14 protein-coding genes are annotated in these 19,158 nt (G+C 69.2%); 10 read left to right on the top strand and 4 right to left on the bottom strand.

The genetic code is table 11. The annotated features are described in order from the left end of the window. Positions 1-41: 41 nt before the first annotated feature. Together ABZS40_RS16220 and ABZS40_RS16225 are read left to right on the top strand one after the other, a co-directional pair. On the top strand, positions 42-2,876 hold the full coding sequence (locus tag ABZS40_RS16220) for a hypothetical protein (protein ID WP_354944043.1): 2,835 nt from the start codon (positions 42-44) through the stop codon (positions 2,874-2,876). Between the two features lie 303 nt (positions 2,877-3,179). Further along, positions 3,180-4,463, top strand: coding sequence for a cellulose binding domain-containing protein (locus ABZS40_RS16225; protein WP_354944044.1), 1,284 nt, complete (start codon positions 3,180-3,182; stop codon positions 4,461-4,463). Positions 4,464-4,561: 98 nt separating this feature from the next. On the opposite strand, the gene ABZS40_RS16230 is transcribed toward ABZS40_RS16225, so the two are convergent. Continuing rightward, positions 4,562-4,996 (bottom strand): SRPBCC family protein, encoded by a 435-nt coding sequence (locus tag ABZS40_RS16230; RefSeq protein ID WP_354944045.1) that lies wholly within the window; start codon positions 4,994-4,996, stop codon positions 4,562-4,564. Between the two features lie 19 nt (positions 4,997-5,015). Further along, the gene (locus ABZS40_RS16235) at positions 5,016-6,479 is read right to left on the bottom strand and encodes a multicopper oxidase domain-containing protein (protein ID WP_354944046.1); all 1,464 of its coding nucleotides are present in this window, start codon (positions 6,477-6,479) and stop codon (positions 5,016-5,018) included. 332 nt (positions 6,480-6,811) lie between these two features. Here ABZS40_RS16235 and ABZS40_RS16240 point away from each other — a divergent pair, with 332 nt between their 5' ends. The 3 genes from ABZS40_RS16240 to ABZS40_RS16250 all read left to right on the top strand — a co-directional run bounded on the left by ABZS40_RS16240 (position 6,812) and on the right by ABZS40_RS16250 (position 9,194). Beyond that, positions 6,812-7,891, top strand: a complete 1,080-nt coding sequence (locus ABZS40_RS16240) for a histidine kinase (RefSeq protein ID WP_354944047.1) — start codon at positions 6,812-6,814, stop codon at positions 7,889-7,891. Next, positions 7,888-8,562 carry a response regulator transcription factor gene (locus ABZS40_RS16245; protein ID WP_238683696.1) on the top strand — a complete coding sequence of 225 codons (675 nt, stop codon included), beginning with the start codon at positions 7,888-7,890 and terminating at the stop codon, positions 8,560-8,562. The genes ABZS40_RS16240 and ABZS40_RS16245 overlap by 4 nt, the downstream gene beginning before the upstream one ends. Positions 8,563-8,627: 65 nt before the next feature. Continuing rightward, positions 8,628-9,194 (top strand): helix-turn-helix transcriptional regulator, encoded by a 567-nt coding sequence (locus tag ABZS40_RS16250; RefSeq protein WP_354944048.1) that lies wholly within the window; start codon positions 8,628-8,630, stop codon positions 9,192-9,194. A gap of 52 nt (positions 9,195-9,246) precedes the next feature. On the opposite strand, the gene ABZS40_RS16255 is transcribed toward ABZS40_RS16250, so the two are convergent. Continuing rightward, positions 9,247-10,944 carry an MFS transporter gene (locus ABZS40_RS16255; protein WP_354944049.1) on the bottom strand — a complete coding sequence of 566 codons (1,698 nt, stop codon included), beginning with the start codon at positions 10,942-10,944 and terminating at the stop codon, positions 9,247-9,249. A gap of 161 nt (positions 10,945-11,105) precedes the next feature. Next, positions 11,106-12,644, bottom strand: coding sequence for an aminotransferase class III-fold pyridoxal phosphate-dependent enzyme (locus ABZS40_RS16260; RefSeq protein ID WP_354944050.1), 1,539 nt, complete (start codon positions 12,642-12,644; stop codon positions 11,106-11,108). Between the two features lie 127 nt (positions 12,645-12,771). Between ABZS40_RS16260 and ABZS40_RS16265 the strand changes: the two genes are divergently transcribed. The 5 genes from ABZS40_RS16265 to ABZS40_RS16285 all read left to right on the top strand — a co-directional run bounded on the left by ABZS40_RS16265 (position 12,772) and on the right by ABZS40_RS16285 (position 19,049). After that, entirely contained in the window at positions 12,772-13,797 is a 1,026-nt protein-coding gene (locus ABZS40_RS16265) for a methyltransferase (protein WP_354944051.1), read from the top strand. An 82-nt stretch (positions 13,798-13,879) separates the two neighbouring features. After that, positions 13,880-14,998 (top strand): sensor histidine kinase, encoded by a 1,119-nt coding sequence (locus tag ABZS40_RS16270; RefSeq protein ID WP_354944052.1) that lies wholly within the window; start codon positions 13,880-13,882, stop codon positions 14,996-14,998. After that, entirely contained in the window at positions 14,995-15,654 is a 660-nt protein-coding gene (locus ABZS40_RS16275) for a response regulator transcription factor (protein ID WP_354944053.1), read from the top strand. The genes ABZS40_RS16270 and ABZS40_RS16275 overlap by 4 nt, the downstream gene beginning before the upstream one ends. Before the next feature lie 109 nt (positions 15,655-15,763). Then, positions 15,764-17,839 carry a multicopper oxidase family protein gene (locus ABZS40_RS16280; protein ID WP_354944054.1) on the top strand — a complete coding sequence of 692 codons (2,076 nt, stop codon included), beginning with the start codon at positions 15,764-15,766 and terminating at the stop codon, positions 17,837-17,839. 88 nt (positions 17,840-17,927) lie between these two features. Further along, the gene (locus ABZS40_RS16285) at positions 17,928-19,049 is read left to right on the top strand and encodes a ScyD/ScyE family protein (protein WP_354944055.1); all 1,122 of its coding nucleotides are present in this window, start codon (positions 17,928-17,930) and stop codon (positions 19,047-19,049) included. Positions 19,050-19,158 lie beyond the last annotated feature (109 nt).

A 19,158-nucleotide genomic window follows, 5' to 3' on the forward strand; every position in this document is an offset into this window, starting at 1 on the left:
AAGTGGAGGTAACCGTCCAAATGAAGCGCATCGGATCAGCGATGCTGGCATCCGTGGTGGGTGTTGCTGCCGCCGTTCTGGCCACCAGCCAGCCGGCCGTCGCCGCCACCTCGGTCAATCTACCTCTGTCGAGCTGGGCCTATCTCGATTCGCAGAGCCCTCAGACAAAGTTCGTCAACCCCGCGGTCGCGCCACCCGTCGGCACCCTGCTCGACGACGCGAACAGGGCGCACACCTACCGCTCCTACTTCACCTACGACCTGACCCAGCTCAAGGGCACTGTGGTGCACAACTCGTACCTGTACACGTACGAGGACACGGTTACCGACTGCTCCACCGCCGCGACGATCGAGTTGTGGCGGACCGCCCCGGTCAAGACCGGCACGACCTGGAACAACCCGCCCGCCGAGCTCGACAAGCTGATCTCGGTCAACCGCGGGCAAGGTTCGTACTACTGCCCCGGCTACCTGGGCATCGACATGGTGTCGACGCTCAACGCCGCGCTGGGTCGGCACGAGAAGTCGATCACCATCGAATACCGGATCACGGCGGCCCAGGAGGCGGACCCGCGGGCCGGCCGGACCTTTCAGCAGCCGACGCTGAGCTCCACGTCCAACCACCCGCCGACGGTGACCGAACCGCGCCTCGAGAGCCCGACCCGGCCGTGCGGCACTGTCACCAAGCCGTCGCCGGCGGGGGCGTCGACGCTGTTCAAGGCCACGGCGATCGACCCCGACGAGGGCGACTCACCGTCGATCCTCTACGCGATCTGGCCGGTTGACCACCCGGACCAGCGCCGCGAGTTCAACAGCTACAACTACGGCACGGACCTCAGTCAGTACGCCGACGGCGAGCTTCTTGCCTGGCAGGCACAGGCCCGTGACAACTACGACGCCGGCCCGTGGAGCAAGGTCTGCTACCTCGTCATGGACAAGACGGCACCGGCGAACCCGCCGGCCGTGGCCTCGAAGCTCTACCCCGAGGGCACCACGCCCGGCGGGGGCACCGGTCTCAAGGGGAAGTTCCGCCTCGACGCGGGCGGCGACCTCGACGTGGTGGGGTTCGCGTGGCGTGACTCGAGCGGTTACTACGGACAGGTCAAGGCGCGGCAGCCGGGCGGCACGGCGGTCCTCGAATACACCCCGAAGCGGGACCGGTTCGAGGAGTTGACCATCCGCTCGGTCGACGCCGTGGGCAACCAGGGGCCGGAGAAGCGCTACCGCTTCAACATCGCCGACACCGCACCGAACGCGCAGATCGAACTGGGCGGGGTCGGGCTTCCGAGCACGCTCGCCCTCACCGCGAGGAAGCCCGAGACGACCGCTTTCGGCTATCAGATCAAGGGTGGGCCGGAGACCCGTGTGCCGGCCGTCGACGGCGGAGCCACCGGTCAGCTGACGTTCACCGCGACCGGTGAGGTCGAGGTTGTCGTCAGCAGCTACGTGAAGAACAAGCTCATCGGTCAGGACACCCTGCGGGTTTATGTCACCGACGCTCCCGGAGTGGCGTCGGCCGAGTTCAACTTCGACACCGACCAGATCGCCGGCAAGACCGGATCGTTCACGTTCACGCCGCGCAACAGTGACGTCGTCGCCTACGAGTACGTTCTGGACGGCGTCACGCAGACCGTCCAGGCGGCCGCTGATGACAGCGCGGTCGTGCCGTGGACGGCGACCGCGGGCTGGCACGACATGGTCGTGCGGTCGGTACGGGCGAACGGCGAGAAGTCGATGGAGACGTACCACCAGTTCAACGTCATCGACCCGGTGCCGCACCTGTACTCGGAGACGCTTCAACACCTGGACCGGATCGACGGCGTCGGCCTGCCGGTGGAGTTCTACGTCAGCAGCCGGCTGCCGGACGTGACCGGGTTCGCCTATCGGTTCGACGGCGGCCCGGAGGTCACGATCGACGGCGGCGGGAGCAGCACGGAGTTCACCGTGACGCCGACGCACACCGGTGACAACACGCTGATCGTCCAGGCTCTGCTGGCCGATGGCACCCGGTCGCCGGAGAAGACCTTCACCTGGCAACCGTTCGAGGCGCCGGTGGTCACCACCGACCCAGCGAACGGCGGTGCGGAAGGTCAGCCGATGACGCTGACGTTCCGCTCGGTGCTGCCGGACACCAAGGAGTTCCGCTACTCGCTGGACTTCAGCGAGTATCAGACCGTCGCTGCGCGGCCGGATGGCACGGCGACCGTCTCGTTCACACCGCAGTCCGGAGGCGGCTGGTTCTCGGCAAGGGTCACCGGTGTCGCTCAGGACGGAACGACGTCGCCGGAGCGCTCGATGACGGTCCCGGTCCGCGACACGAGGGTCTCGGTGTGGAGCGAGTTCTCCGAGTGGAGCCCGAGGGGTGGCATCGGTGTGCCTGGCGACTTCAGCTTCAGCACCTCATGGACTCCCGAGGTGGTGGAGTACCGCTACCGGCTCAACGACGGCCCGGAACTGACAGTGCCCATCGGGGACAGCTGGAACACCCTGGTCACTGTCGTGCCGGACCGGAACGGGCTCAACATGCTCACCGTGCGGGGCCGCACCGAGGACGGCCGGCTCTCGCCAACCACCGAATACCCGTTCCAGGTCGGCACCGCGCCGTACGTCTTCTCGCAGGAGTATCCGCAGAGCACCCCCGGCGGCGGAGTGGGCCTCGAGGGCCGGTTCGAGTTCAGCGGCGGGACGGCCGGAATCACGTCGTTCGAGTACACCATCGGCGGCGTCCCCGGGACTGTCGAGGCCAACGCCGAGGGCCGCGCGTCGATCACCTGGACGCCGACCGAGGCAACCGGCACCTACCTGGTCGTCAAGGGCCGTAAGGCAGACGGCAGCACCACCGACGAGGTCTGGTACTTCGTTGTGGTGAAGTCGGACTGATCGACCCACGCACATTCAGCTGGCTGTCGAGTGACGCCCCGCAGGCCGATGAGGGCCTGCGGGGCGTTGCTGATCCGGCGCCCGATCGCCCCCGCCGGACGGTCGATCTGGATCAGCATGTTATCGATAACATGCTATCTTTCCTCCGGGAGTGAAGGGCACGCTCCCGGTCACCCGAGCCAGCGGGCGAAGACGCGCCGAGGGGCCCGCCCCTTCCGCCGCCTTCCCGGTCGGTGACCAGTCCGGGCCCCCGTCGATGCCAGGCGACCATGGTTGGTCGTCGAACGGCAAGGAGCCCAGGCAATGCTGAGACGTAGGTTCTTCCTCCCATCCATCGCGGCCGCGGCGCTTCTCCTCGCGGCCACCTCCGGCGGCGTGTTGAGCGGCGGCTTCGGTGCGACGGCGGTAGCCGCCACCAACGGCACCCTCGCGGCGACCGCTGGCTGCGGCAATGCCCCCACCCTCGCCAGCGGGACGCGGACGATTCAGAGCAGCGGACAGAGTCGTACGTACAACCTGCGGATCCCGGACGGGTACGACCGGAACCGTCCCTACCGACTGATCTTCGGCTTCCACTGGTTGAACGGCTCGGCCAACAACGTCACCTCGGCCGGTTACTACGGGCTCCAGCCACTGTCGAACAACAGCACCATCTTCGTCGCTCCGCAGGGCCTCAATGCCGGTTGGGCCAACACCAACGGTCGGGACCTGACACTCTTCGACGACATCTCCCGGCAGATCGAGAACGACCTCTGCGTGGACACCACCCAGCGCTTCGCACTGGGCTGGAGCTACGGCGGCGCGATGAGCTACGCGGTGGCCTGCGCCCGGCCCACGATCATCCGCGCGGTCACCGTCATATCCGGCGCCAACCTCAGCGGATGCAACGGGGGTACCCAGCCCGTCGCCTACTTCGGCATCCACGGCATCTACGACAGCGTGCTGAACATCTCCCAGGGTCGACAGCTGCGCGACACGTTCGTGCGGAACAACGGCTGCACCGCGCAGAGCCCGCGCGAGCCGAGCCGGGGCAGCCTCACCCACATCACCACCGCCTACGCGGGCTGCCGCGCCGGCTACCCGGTGCAGTGGGCGGCGTTCGACGGGGACCACACCCCCAGCCCGGTGGACGGGTCGGGCAGCCCGAACGACTCGCGGACCTGGACCTCGGGTGAGATCTGGAGGTTCTTCAGCCAGTTCGAGTCGACCCCGCCTCCGACGACCCCGCCGCCGACCGACCCGCCCACAGATCCACCGACCACCCCGCCGCCGACCGGGGAGCCCGGCACCTGCGCGGCCACCTACCGGACGCTCAACACCTGGCCCGGCGGCTTCCAGGCCGAGGTGACAGTGGCCAACAACTCCACAGCGCCCCTGAACGGCTGGACGGTGGGCCTGACCCTGGCCAGTGGTCAGGCCATCAGCAGCCTCTGGAGCGGCACCAACACGGGCACCACAGGCAGCGTCACCGTCAGGAACGCCGCCTACAACGGCACGGTCGGCCCGAACGCGTCGACGACGTTCGGGTTCACCGCCACCGGCAACGGTGCCACAGCACCCGGCAACGTCACCTGCACCAGCCCCTGACCGGGGGCAGGGTGAGGGCCCGGAGCCAACTGGCTCCGGGCCCGCGGGTGATGTCCGTTGGAGGCGGCTGCCGCCGGCGCCACCGGCTGACGCTGTGCTCAGGCTTCGCTCTCCAGCAGGTCGCGAAGGGCGTCGAGGGCGGCGATCTCCTCCTCGAACGTCTTGCCGACGACCGGGCCGAGGAAGCGCGACAGCCCGCTCGGCTGCCACGCCAGCTTCAGCGTGAGCTGGGTTCCGCCGCCACCGGCCGGAGTGAGTGTGTATTCGCCCTGGGTGCGAACCACGCTGCCGGTGGCCTGGAACGCCAGACGCCGGCCCGGTTCGAACCCGGTCACCTCGTAGTCGGCCGGGATGCGGCTCCCACCGGGGCCCTTGAGTCCCTGTTTGTAGCGAGCGCCGACCCCCTCGCCGGAGACGCGCGCGACGTCGAGCACGTTGGGACGCCAGCGCGCGTCGTTCTCGCCACGGGCGAGAAAGGCGAAGACGTCCTCAGGGGTCCGTCCGATCTGCACAGTCTTCTCTGCCGAGGGCACAAGAAACCTTTCTCAGGGGTCAGGGAACGATCTTCATCTGTGCCATCATCCCACTCGCGGAGTGGTCGATCATGTGGCAATGGTAGACATACCGGCCAAGGTACGGCCCGAACGTCGCCTGGAGTCGGACCGTCTCGCCCGGCCCCACCGAGATGGTGTCCTTCACCCCGGCCTCGCCCGGCGCCGGTGGCTGGCCGTTGCGGGCCAGCACCCGGAACTGGACCAGGTGGGGGTGGAAGTTGTGCGGGATGCCGAAGAGCGTGTCGCCGTTGGTCACCGTCCACACCTCGGTCGTGTTGCGCTTGATCTCGGTATCCACCCGTTCGGCGTCGAACTGCTGCCCGTTGATGAGGAACTGCCCGGTCGACGGGTTGAAGTTGAGGGTGAACGCCCGCTCCTTGGTGGCCGCCGGCAGCGCGGGGATGGTGCTCAACCGGTCGGGCACCCGGCTCGTGTCGGCGGCGGCTCGGTTGACGTCGAAGCGCAGCACCGGCCCCGCCACGGCGTCATTGAGGAAGACCTGGCTGCCGACCGGGAAGGCGCCGAAGTCGACGACGATCTCGATCCGCTCGCCGGGCGTCAGGCTCCACGAGCGGATCGGCGTCGGCCCGGCGAGCAGCCCGCCGTCACTCGCGATCTGGGTGACCTCGGCGTCGTTGCCGAGCCGCAGGGTGAACGTGCGGAGGTTGGACGCGTTGACGAAGCGCAGCCGGTACTTGCGGGCGGCCACCTGGAAGTAGGGCTGCGGCTTGCCGTTGACGAGGATCGTGTTGCGGAATTGGAAGTCGTCGTGCTCGAAGATCAGACTCGCGTCGTCGGCGAACCGCGCGTCGCGCAACATGATCGGGATGTCGTAGTTGCCGGACGGCAACCGGAGTTCGGCCTGGGCTGGGTCGTCGATCAGGAAGAAGCCGGCGAGCCCGCGGAACACGTGCTCGGCCTCCATGTGATGCGCGTGGTCGTGATACCAGAGCGTGGCCGCCCGCTGCTTGTTGGGATAGCTGTAGATCCGGCTCTTGCCCGGGTCGAGCACGTCGGTCGGGAACCCGTCGCTGCTCGACGGTGTGTGGCCTCCGTGCACGTGCACCGCGGTCGGCATGTCGAGGTGGTTGCTGTGCGCGATGACCGCGAGCCGGCCCGTCTTGACCCGGAACGTCGGGCCGGGAAAGTGCCCGTCATAGGTCAGGACTTCGGTACGCGTTCCGGGCAGGATCTCCGCTTGAGCCTTACGGGTGGAAACGACGTAGAAGTCGGTGTTGCCTACCGAGGCGATCGGCTGCTGCACGGGCGGTATCGGCATCCGGACAGCGAACGGGGCGGTGACGGCCGCGACGTGTGCCGTCTTCCCGTGGCCGGTGTGGGTGCCGTGGGCCGGTGTCGCGGACGGGGTGGAACCGCGGGCCGCTGCCGCCGCGGTGGCCGTGACCAGCGCGGCTGCTCCCGCGGTGGCACCGGCCTTCATGACGTTGCGTCTGCTCAGCATTGGTCGCTCCACTCCTGGTGGTCGAGGTCTCGGGTGAACTGTCAGGGAGGCCCCTCGACGCGCCGTCGAAAACTGGTCGCGGCCAAATATGGATTTCACCTTAAGTTTTGGTGTGACTACCAAAAGCTAAGCTTCGATGCTTCCAACGGCGCGCGGTGAGACCGTAGACTCGTGCGAGTAGTCGGCCGTGACAACTCGTAGAAGGCCGATCCGATCTGAGTGCTTTGTCGCCCACGACGGGGGAGTCGGCGACACGGCGGGCAGCCGGCGCTGGGGAGAGCCGTTCGTGCCCGCACCTGGGGAGCAATAGGGCACACACCGGGGGATCCGCAATGGTTGTTGGGAAAGACGATGCGCTGCGGAGGACCGCTGCCGAGGTTCTCGAACGCAGGCGTCAACCGATTCTTGCCGCCTACCGTCAGCGTCTTGCCGCTGCGAGTGACGACTTCGCCGGGGCCACTGACCTGATCGACAGCTACCCGGCGCAGGCCGACGCCCTGCTCCGGGAGACGATTGCCGAGATTCATCGCGAGACGAACGATCCACTGTCGACACCGCCGCCGGCGGTGTCCACCGAGGGCGTCGAGCTTCACCCACGCGAGTGCTTCCGTGCCGTCGTCGTGCTGGCCGACATCGTGTTGGCCGACGCGCTGGAGCAGTTGGCTGGCCAGCCCGACCAGGCTGCGATCCTGGCGCTGATCGCCGACGCGCTCACCCGTACGACACTGACCCGGCTGGTCGACGCGAGTTCGCGCTATGCCGCCGGCCTGATGAACGAGGTCCACCAGGCGCAGATCGCCGAGCGTTCGCTGATCGCGCGTGAGCTGCACGACCGGCTGGGCCACAGCCTCAGCGCGGCGTACCGCAACCTGGAGGCCCACGAGCTCGCCCAGGAACGACGCCACGACGACGTGGACCGCCGGGTGGTCATCGCCCGGGAGTCGCTCCACGACGCGGTCGGCTATCTGCGTGTGCTCATCGCCGACCTGCGGCTCTCTCAGCCGCTCGGATCACTCGACGAGGCGCTGGCCAACTTCCTGTCGACGGTCGAGACGGGCGAGACCCGTCTGCACACCGAGATCAACGGCGACGAGTCGTGGGTGCCGCCCGAGGTGCTCGACGAGGTGTTCCTGGTCGTCCGCGAAGCGCTGCGCAACGCGGTGGCCCATGCCGGCGCTCGGGTGATCCACGCGGTCATCGACATCACCCCGCACGAGCTGCGGGCGACCGTCGCCGACGACGGGGTGGGCTTCGACCTCGCGACGGTGCGCGACGGCTCCGGCCTGCGCGCGATGGCTGAGCGCGCGGCCGTCGTCGGCGGTCGCCTCGCGGTGCGCGCGGCGGGCCACCAGGGCGCCTCGGTCGAGCTCGTCGTGCCGCTGCTCGCCGTCGGGGCGGGGGTCGGCCGGTGACAGTCACGATGATCGAGCCGACCCGCATCGTGCTGGTCGACGACCACGTCGTGGTGCGCGACGGCCTCCGGGAGATCCTCGACGCCCAGCGCGACCTCGTGGTCGTCGGCGAGGCCGGCGACAGCGGCGCCGCGATCAACGAGATCCGAATCCGTCAGCCCGACATCGTGCTGCTCGACGTGCAGATCCCCGGCGACGGGGTGACCACCACTGTCCGCCGGATCCGTGACGTCGCGCCGGCGAGCCGGGTCATCATCCTCAGCATGTTCGACGGCCCGACGCTGTTGCGCGAGTTGCTGACCCTTGGCATCTGCGGCTACCTGCTGAAGAACTCGACGCGCCAGGAGTTGGTGGCGGCGATCCGCGGCGCCCGCGCCGATGACGCGCCGGTGATGCTGGCGGTGTCGCGGGAGAGCCTGACCCAGGTGCAAGGGCCGGTGCACAGCACACTGTCGGACCGTGAGCGCGAGGTCCTGCAGTTGGTCGGTCAGGCGATGAGCAACGCCCAGATCGCCGGCCGGCTCTGCCTGTCGGAGGCGACGGTCAAGCGCCACCTGCGCAACATCTTCGCCAAACTCGGTGCGGTTTCCCGGATCGACGCGGTCAACAGGGCCATCGCGGCCTCGCTGATCGTCCTGCCGAGGCTCTGCGATCCGACGTTTCACGGATAGCGGGCCGCTCAAGGATTGCTCTGGGTAACTTGCCCGCAAACGGGCACTCGTGTTGGACTAATGCCGTGAATAGCACTCGCCTGTTCGTACTCGGAGCGCTCGCGCGCGGGGGCCCCATGCATGGGCACCAGATCCGCCGGGCGGCCCAGGTCGACCGTACCGAGCTGTGGAGCGACGTCAAGCCGGGGTCGCTCTACGGCGCGCTGCACCGGATGCAGGTCGAGGGCGTCATCGAGGCGGTCCGGACCGAGCAGGAGGGCAACCGGCCCGCCCGTACGATCTACGCGCTCACCTCGGCCGGCGCGGCAGAGCTGATCGACCACCGTGACGAGGCGCTGCGTGACACCAAGCTCCGTCACGACCCGGTCGACCTGGCCCTGCAGAACGTGATCGACCTCGGAGAGGACGAGCTGCGCGGGATCATCGTGGCGCGGCGGAAGGCCCTCGCCGCGCAGCTCGACTCGTGGCTCGCTCTCCGGGAGCTGGCGGCGCCGCACATCCGTGGTCTGGAGTGGACGACCTTCCGTCATACCGAGCTCCGCCTCCGTACCGAGCTCGCCTGGCACGACGAGCTGCTCGACCAGTTGCCCAAGCTGATGGCCAACCAACCGACGTCGATGACCACTTCGTGACGGTGCCAGCCCCGGCCCCGGTGGCATCTCCGGGGCCAGGGCTGGCGGCTTGTCACTGAGCGGGCTCGGGCTGGTTGGTCACGTTCCAGTCGGGCTTGCTCGCCTCGGCCCAGGGCTCTTCGGGTCGGCGGGGCAGCAGGTAGACGAGAAGGAACGTCAGGATCACCCCGACCAGGACGGTGCCGACGGTCCACTGGACCGCGCGGTTGAAGTTGGTCTCCAGCGCCGATGTGGCCGCGCTGTCGAAGGCCTCGCCGACCGGACCCGGCGCCGAGTCCGCGCAGCCGGGCGGCGTGGCCGTCGGATCCGACGCGCGCGACTGGCGGATGAAACAGTCGGCGAAGGTGGTCGTCGCCGCGCTCGCCTCGGCCGGCGGCAGGCCCGCGGCCACGAGCGATGCCTGGAGCTCCGGGCTCGCCTTCTCGGCGGCCGTCCCCGAGTAGGAGCCGAGTGTTCCGAAGAGGACGACGCCGGCGACCGCGACACCGATCGCCTGGCCGAGGCGCTGGGCGGTGCCGAGCACGCCGCTGGCCGCGCCCGCGTCCTGCCAGGGCACGCCGGCCAGCACGATTTCGACGCTCGGCGCGATCACCAGGCCCGAGCCGAAGCCGGCGAAGAGCAGGGCCGGCAGTAGCTCCAGGCCGGAGCCCCACCAGTGGATCGTGGCGATGATGCCCACCATGCCGACGATCACGATGCCGGCGCCGAGCATCAGGACACCGCGGCCGAGCGCCCGGGCGACGTTGTCGGAGATGGCCGCGCCGACCAGTGTGCCGAACGAGAACGGCAGCAGGATCAGGCCCGTCGTCAGGGCGGACTTCTCCAGGCCGATCTGGAGGTGCAGCGAGAGTGCGAAGAGCAGGCCGATGAAGCCGGCGAAGTAGCAGAGGCTGATGCCGACGCCGGCGGAGAACGAGCGGTGAGCGAACAGGCGCATGCTCACCAGAGGGACCTGGGCGCGTCGGGCGCGGCGCAACTCCCACACCGCGAAGACGGCCAGCGCGGGCAGCGCCGCCGCCATCGAGACGAACGTCCATGCCGGCCAACCCAGGCGCTGGCCCTCGACCAGGGGTACGGCGAGCAGAAGGACGGCCGCCGAGACGAGCAGCATGCCGATCACATCGAGCCCACCGCGGCGGCCTCGTGACTCGGGCACCAGGATCAGTGCGGCGACGAACGTGGCCAGGCCGATCGGCACGTTGAGCAGGAACACCGGTCGCCAGTCCCAGCCGTTGAGGTCCCACGCGATCAGCAGGCCGCCGAGGAGTGGGCCGCTGGCGGTCGCGATGCCGCCGATCGCGCCGTAGATCCCGTACGCCTTGCCGGTCTCCTTCGCCGGGAACGTGGTCTGGATGAGCGCCAGCACCGGCGGGTTGAGGATGCCGGCCATCATGCCCTGCACCACCTGGAACGCGATCAGCTGACCGGGTGTGGCCGCGAGCGCCGAGGCCGCCGAAGCGAGCGTGAACCCCGCGACGCCGATGAGGAACAGCTTGCGGTGACCGAAGCGGTCGCCGATCCGACCGGCGGGGATGAGCAGGAGGCCGTAGCCGAGCGCGTACCCGGCGATGACCCACTCCATGGCCGTGTAGGTCGACTGGAGGTCGCGCTGGATCGGCGCGACCGCCACATTGACGATCGTCGTCGCCAGCAGAATCATGAATGCCCCGGCCAGAATGACGGCAAGAATCAGCCATCGGCGCGGATTGGGTGGGGCGGCGCTGCGTTCGTCGGTCCAGCTCTCCGTCATCGCGTTCCTCCTGAAGTCGGACGGGGTCGACAGCGGACCCACCCTTCGACTACACGCCGTCGCGTACGAATAGTCAAGTACGGCTATTTGCGTATGACCTGTACGGCACATGAGGAGGGCCCGGGTCAGGAGCTGACCCGGGCCCTGTGACGCAGAGGTGGCTACGACCAGTCGGAGGAACCCGAACCCCACTCCGAGGAACCGGAGCCCCACGCGGAGGTTGCCGGCCACGCCAGGTCGAAGGGGAAGTCGTTGGCGCGAAGCTCCAGCGTGCTCTCCAGCACGGCGTCGGTCAGCCGATCGACGTCGGCGTCGCTGTGGGCGCCTCCGGCGAAGAACATCGGCATGCCGAGCGTGTAGATGCCACGCTTGCGCAGCAGCAGCGTGAGGATGAACGTCGCCGGGTTGAGCGCCCGCGAGTAGTCCCGGTAGTCGGTGTAGGAGTCTTCCGGAAGGAACTGGAAGCACCCGATGTAGTCGCCGAACCCCACCATGCGCAGCGGGATCCCCTCAGCCGCCCGGAACGCGGCCAGCCGCGCCTGGACCCGGTCGACCTTGGCCCGCAGGTCGGTGTAGTAGGCGGGCCCCTTGTCCCGGAGTAGCTGGAGCGTGGCCAGCGACGCCGCCACCGACAGGTAGTTGCCGGTGTGGCTGCCCTGTAGGCCGGTCTTCTGGCCGAAGTCGGTCCAGGACTGCCCACTGGTCTGTGAGATGTCGAGGATGTCGGCCCGACCACCGATCGCCGACAGCGGCAGCCCGAGCCCGCTGATCACCTTGCCGTAGGTGACGAGGTCGGTCGGGATGTCGAACTTCTGCGCGGCGCCGCCGAGCCCCGAACGGAAGCCCGTCAGCACCTCGTCGAGGATGAATGGCACCCCGAGCCGCCGGGCGGCCACCGCCACCTCGCGGATCATCGGGATCGTCGTCTCCTCGAACGGGAACGACGAAGCGGCCGGCTCGGCCAGGATGCAGGCCAACTCGCCCGCGTGGCGCTCGATCAACTCGACGGCGAGCGCTGTGTCGTTGGGCAGGATCAGCAGGTCGCGTGGCTCGGCCGGGGTGACGCCGGCGAACGCCGAGACCAGCGGGATGCCGTCCGTGCCGATCTCCGGAAACGGCACCGCGGGGTGCCCGTGATACCAGGGCGCGGTGTTGTGGACGGCGAGGTCGTGGGACCCGTGCAGGGTGCCCTCGAACTTGGCGACCATCCGCCGCCCGGTGTGCGCACGGCAGAGCCGGATCGCCGACTGGGTGGCGCCCGTACCGGAGTGCTGGAAGGCGAACTTCTCGTTGTGCGGGAGGATCTCCCGCAGCAGCGTCGCCAGCTCCAGCTCCAACGCGTTGGTGTAGCCGTTGCCGGTGCCCTTGCCGAGGTGCTCCCGGACGAAGTCGACGACCGGCGCCGGGTTGTGCCCGTGCAGCGCCTGGGCGCCGTATCCCATGTGGCAGTCGAGGTAGTCGTTGCCGTCGATGTCGGTCAATGTCGACCCGCTCGCGGTGGCCGCGATGACCGGAAACGGCGGTGCCTGGAACGGCCAGAACACGTGCGCGGCGGAATCGACCGCCCTCAGTTGCTCGACGTGCGCGGCCGAGGCACCCTGGCGCGCGCCGATCTCGCCGAACAGCTCGTAGACCCACTTCTGCTGCATGAGGTCCTGAATGACCTCGATCGCTCCGCGCTCCTGGTGGCTGGCACCCATCGTGTCCCCTTCGCATGGCGGCCGTGACAGGCGCAGCCTGCGCCCGCCCACTCGAACCCGGCTGGAGAACCGATCGATCGACGTGGCTTCGAGCCGGTCTCGAGCGCCGTCGTCGAAGCTCGCCGCCATGACGGAAAATCGGGTCAATCTCTACTCGCTGACCGACACGATCACGCCGTGGGCAGTGCGGGCCGCGGCAACGCTCGGCCTCGCCGACCTGATCGCCGCGGGCACCACCACGCTCGACGAGCTCGCCGCGGCGACGAAGGCCAATCCCGACGCGCTGCACCGGCTGCTGCGCTACCTCTCGGTCCGCGGCGTCTTCAAGGAGACCGAGCCGCGGGTGTACGCCCTGACGGAAGCCGCCGAGTTTCTCAGGACCGACCACCCCGCCGCCCAACGTCCCTGGCTCGACGTCGACTCGATGGCCGGCCGGATCGAGGGCACGTTCAGCTCGCTGACCCACTCGATCCGCACCGGCGACGCGGCGTACCCCGTGCGGTACGGGATCGAGTTCTGGGACGACCTGTCCACCAACCCCGACCGGGCCACCTCGTTCGGCGCGCTGATGGCCACCCACGCGAGCTACTTCGACCAGGTCGTCCAGGGCTACGACTGGAGCACCGTCAACCACGTCATCGACGTCGGCGGCGGCACCGGCGCCCTGCTCACCGAGATCCTCAAGGCCCAGCCGCACCTGCGCGGCACAGTGGTCGACCTGCCGGGCGTCGTCGAGCAGGGCCGGGCCCGGTTCGAGGCGGCGGGCATCGCCGACCGCGCCGAGGTGGTCAGCGGGAGCATCTTCGACCCGCTCCCGGCCGGCGCCGACGTCTACATCCTGTCGAACGTCCTGCACGACTGGAACGACAGCGCCGCCGAGAAGATCCTCCAGCGGGCGGCGGACGCGATCGGCACCACCGGAAAGGTGCTGATCGTGCAGATCCTGGTGAGGGACGAGAACGACAACTTCCCCGACGACCCGGCTCGGCTGATGTTCATCACCCAGATGGACCTGCGCCTCCTCTCGCTCATGGCGGGCAAGGCCAGGACCTGGCGCGAGTACGCCGAACTGGGTGAGAAGGCCGGGCTCCAGGTGGACGGCAGCACTGTCATCCCCACCGGGCAGACCCTGCTCTCTCTCCGCCGCGGCTGAGCCGACGGGCCCCTTGCTGACGGTTTCCGGTTGGGAAGGGGCCCTCGCTAACGGACTGTGCGCGCGTCGTACCGTTGCGGACATGAACCCGGCCATCCGACGAATCGCTGTCGATGCCCTCATCGCTGTCGTCGTCGCGGCCGTCGTGGCGGTGGCGATCCGGGTCGCCGACGAGCCCGGCGCCCGGCCGCCGGACGCGCGCGCCTACGCGATCGGCGCGGTGATCGGGCTCCTGCTGGTCTTCCGGCGCCGCTGGCCGCTGCTGGTGCTGGTCGGCTCGGTCACCGCACTGATGATCTACTACGCGCTCGAGTACCCGGGCATCCCGCCCGCCCTCCCGCTGGCTGCCGCCCTCTTCTCCGTCGCGGCCGCCGGCCGGTTCACCTGGGCGCTCGTCGTCGCCGGCTTCTTCGTCGTCCTTGAGCTGATCATGCGGTACACGCTGCTCGGCGAGGGTTTCTTCCCCGCCTTTTCGGCCACCCTCGAAGAGGGCTCGCTGCTCGCGGCCGTGGTGCTGCTCGCCGAGACGATCCGCACCCGCCGGGTCCGGCTGGCCGAGGCGCAGCAGCGCCTGGCCGTGATGCGCCAGGAGCGTCAACACGAGGTCGCCCAGGAGCGGCTCCGCATCGCCCGCGAGGTCCACGACGTACTCGGCCACACGATCGCCGCGATCAGTGTGCAGGCGAGCCTCGCCGACGACATCTTCGACAGCAAGCCCGCCGAGGCGCGGGCCGCGCTGCGGAGCATCCGGGGCGCGGCACGCGACGCCATGCACGAGGTCCGCTCGGCGATCGGCATGCTCCGCGACGCCGGGGAGGTGCCCGATCTGGCCCGCGTCTTCGCGGTCGCCGAACAGGCCGGTGTGAAGGTGCGGTCGGGGATCGCCGGCATTCCGCGTCCGATTCCGCCGGAGGTGGCGCTCTCGGTCTACCGGATCGTGCAGGAGTCGATCACCAACACGGTCAAACACGCCGAGGCGACGACCGTCGACGTCACCATCGCCTACGCGGGTGACGCCGTCACTGTGGAGATCGTCGACGACGGGGTCGGGGCCGGGGCGAGCCGGAGGGGGCACGGGATGGCCGGCATGCGGGAACGGGCCACGGCCGCCGGTGGGTCGCTCGAGGCCGGGCCCCGGCCGCAGGGCGGGGGGTTCCGAGTGGCCGCACGGCTGCCGGTCGAGGTGGAGGAGACAGCGTGACGATCCGGATGGTGCTGGCGGACGACCAGACACTCGTGCGGGCCGGCTTCCGGGGCCTGCTCGACCACAGCGAGGACCTGGAGGTGGTCGGTGAGGCGTCCAACGGCGCCCAGGCTGTCGAGATGGTCGCCGCGACCCGGCCGGACATCGTGCTGATGGACGTGCGGATGCCGGTGCTCGACGGCGTGCGGGCCACGGCCGCGATCGTCGAGCGGTTCCCGGCCGTGCGGGTCATCGTCCTGACCACCTTCGAGCTTGACGAGTACGTCTTCGAGGCGCTGCGCGCCGGCGCGAGCGGTTTCCTGCTCAAGGACATCGAGCCCGACGAGCTGCGCCAGGCGGTGCGGGTGGTGGCCGGCGGCGACATGTTGATCTCGCCGCGGGTGACGAGCCGGCTGGTGAGCGCGTTCGTCAGCAAGGTCGCGCCGGCGCCGGTCGACGGCGGCCGGCTGGCGGTGTTGACCGACCGCGAGCGCGAGGTGATGAGCCTGGTGGCCAGCGGGCTGACGAACGAGGAGATCGGGCGTCGGTTGTCGATGAGCCCGGCCACGGCCCGTACCCACGTGCACCGGGCCATGGTCAAGCTCCGCGTCCGCGACCGCGCGCAACTCGTCGTGCTCGCCTACCAGACAGGGCTCGTCGCACCCGGCAGCTAGCCGGCTACGGCGGTTGTTTCGCACGCCGTGCCGGCTACGGCGATCGCCGTACACCCTGGCCGTTCCTCAACGGATGCCGGGTGGTGCGCATCCTTCGTATGTTGGCGTCATGTTTGAAGTCGGAGAGAACGCCGATGGGATCCTGGCCGGGGTCCTGTTCCTGATCTGGCTGTCCGCGGCGATCCTCGCCACGCGGCTGGCCTGGCGGCCGACGCCCGAGGCGCTGCGGAAAAGCGCCCGTCGACTGCTGCGTCTGCTCGTCGCCGCGCTGGTGGTGCTGATCGTCAAGTGCGTCGCGATCGGGCTGATGCTCGCCGTCGACTGGATCTTTGCCGACAATCGCGTGATCGTGCAGATGCCGCTCCTGCTGCTGCCGATGCTTGCCGTCGTCATCTGGACCGTGCCGGGCCTGCGCGCCCTGGCCAACCGCGACGACGCACCGGTCGACGTCGAGAGGCGCTCCGCCGCCGCCGATCCCCGATTCGTCGTGCCGGTCCAGGTGACGGCGGTGGCGACTGTCGTCGGCGTCTACTTCGCGTACGTGTCCCGCCCGGTCCCGTCCTACCTCGACGACATCGCGACCCACGCCGCGCCGATTCTCCTGTCGGTGCTGGTGCTGTGGTTCTGGCAGGGGCGTCGCCTGCGGGTCGTCACAGCGACCGACTTCGCGCGCCGGGACCGGCGTGCCAGGGCCCTGCGCGCCACCGCGCAGGCCGCCGTCGTGGTGCTGGCCGTCGCCGCCGGCATCACCTACGTGGCTCGGAGCAGCAGGCTGCCCGACCGCATGACAATGACATCGCACGACAACGTCGACTACGGCGGCGGCCCTTCGATCGGTCACGGCGGTCACGGCGGGATCTCCGTCGACACCCTGCGCGGGCCGCAGACCGGCAAGCCCAACAAGGCCTTCACCCTGACCGCGAAGAACGCAACGGTACGGCTCTCGTCGGGCACCGAGATCAAGGCGCTGACGTACAACGGACAGTCGCCCGGGCCGGAGCTGCGGGTCCGCGAGGGAGACCTCGTCGAGGTGACACTGCACAACGAGATTCCCGACGAGAACGTGACCATCCACTGGCACGGCCTCGACGTTCCCAACGGCGAGGACGGCGTGGCCGGCGCGACGCAGAACGCTGTGGAGCCGGGCGGCACCTTCACCTACCGGTTCATCGCCGAGCAGGTCGGCACCTTCTGGTACCACACCCACCAGAACCCGCTGGAGGCGATCCGGCGGGGTCTGTTCGGTGCGCTGATCGTGGAGCCACGCGACGGCCCACCACCCGGCGAGCGGGACTTCGTCGTGCAGGCCCACGAGTGGCGTACGCCGGACGACAACATCGTCTCGTTCGGCACCAGTGACACCCTGCAACGCCAGGAGGTCGCCCCGGGCACGCCGGTACGACTGCGTCTGATCAACACCGACAACAACCCGGCAGGCGACAGTCGTCCGCGGGCCCTGACGGTCAACGGCACGCCGGTTCGGGTGGCGGCGATCGACGGGGTCGACGTCAACGGCCCGACCCCGCTGACCGACCCGCGGTTCGGCTTGGCGACCGGTGGACGCTACGACGTGACGTTCACGATGCCGGCGGGCCCGGTGCGCCTGACCGACCTCGCCAACCGCGACGGCGGGCTGGTCCTGGCGCCACCGGGTGACGCCTCGACGCCGAAGATCGTCGACGACGGGGACCATTTCGACCCGCTCTCGTACGGCTCTGGCGGCTCCCGGCCCTTCGACGCGGGCTCGTCGTACGACCGCTCGTTCACCCAGCTCCTCGACGACCGGCTGTCCTTCTACAACGGAGGGCTCCACCTGGTGCCGATCATCAACGGGCACAGCTTCCCCCACACGCCGACGTTGATGGTCCGGATGGACGACGTGGTCAAGGTGCGGATCGTCAACCGCAGCCACCAGAACCACCCGATGCATCTGCACGGTCACCACGCGTTGGTGCTGTCCCGTAACGGGGTCCGCGCGACCGGGTCGCCGTGGTGGATCGACAGCCTCGACGTGATCCCCGGCGAGATCTACGAAATCGGTTTCAAGGCGGACAATCCAGGGCTCTGGATGGACCACTGCCACAACCTCGACCACGCGGCCAACGGCATGGTGATGCACCTCGCCTACGAGGGCGTGACATCCCCCTACGAGCTGGGGCGCGGCACTCCCAATCAGCCGGAGTAGGAGGGCCTGTCGAGCCTTCCTCCACCGAGCCTCGAGGCAACGCCGGCAGCGTCGTTCGCATCCGAACCCCTCTTGCTGAGGAGAACCCATGCTCGACGCGATGCGACGAACGTTGTCGCTGGCTGTGCCGCTGGTACTGGTGGCCGGCATTGCCGCGCCCGCCACTGCGGCCACCTCGACCACCGGGCGACTGACAGTCGTCGCCCGCAACCTCGACAACCCACGCGGTGTCGCCATCGACCGGGCCGGCATCGTCTACGTCGCCGAGGCCGGGCTCGGCGGCGACGACGTGTGCATCCCCGGCACGTTCGGCACCAACCTCTGCTACGGCTCGACCGGTGCGATCACGGCGGTCCGTCGCGGCTGGCAGAAGCGAGTCGTGACGGGTCTGCCGTCGCTGCGTAGCACCGGCGCCGGCTTCTCCGTCTACGGTGCCCACGACCTGGCCTTCGATCGGCAGGGAAAGCTGCTGGTGGCGATGGGCTACAGCACCGACCCGGTCTCGCGCGACCTGCTCGGCGCGGCCGGGGCCACGATGGGAACCATCCTCCGGGTCGAGGGAAAGCGCCGCTGGTCGGTCGTCGGCGACCTCTCCGCCTTCGAGGGGCGGAACAACCCGGACGGGGTCATTCCGGAGAGCCAGCCGTACGCCGTCGTCGCCGACGGGCGTGACGTCTACGCGCTCGACGCGGCCGCCAACGACGTGCTCCGGATCGACCGTCGTGGCGTGGTCACTGCCGAACACGTCTGGCCGCAGGAGCAGGTTCCGGCACCGCCGGAGTGGGGCCTGCCGCCCGGCTCGACGACGCCGATCCAGTTCGTGCCGGTCACCATCACCCGCGGGCCGGACGGTGCCTTCTACATCGGGCAGCTGACCGGGCATCCCTTCCCGAACGGCGGCGCCCGGGTGTGGCGGCTGGTGCCCGGGCAGGAGCCGACGATCTTCGCGACCGGCTTCACCAACATCATCGACATCGCCTTCGACAAGCGGGGTCGACTGGTCGTGCTGGAGATCGCGAAGAACGGGCTCAGCTCGGGGGATTCCACGGGCGCGTTGATCCGGGTGGAGCGCGACGGTAGCCACCGGGAGCTGGCGAGCACCGGCCTGGACTCCCCGATGTCGTTCGCCATCGCTTCCGACGGCAGCTTCTACATCGCCAACAAGGGCCTCGGCATCGGCGAGTTGGTCCGTCTGTCCACACGAGACTGACAGAATCGCGCGGCGATCGTGGCGTTCTTCGTGTCGGGAGGACGCCACGATAGCTGTGGTGTCACACGTCCGCGATACGGTGCCAATCATGTGCACGCTGGCGGCGGGG

The organism is Micromonospora sp. NPDC005324 (genome assembly GCF_040607155.1).
Classification (GTDB): domain Bacteria; phylum Actinomycetota; class Actinomycetes; order Mycobacteriales; family Micromonosporaceae; genus Micromonospora; species Micromonospora trifolii.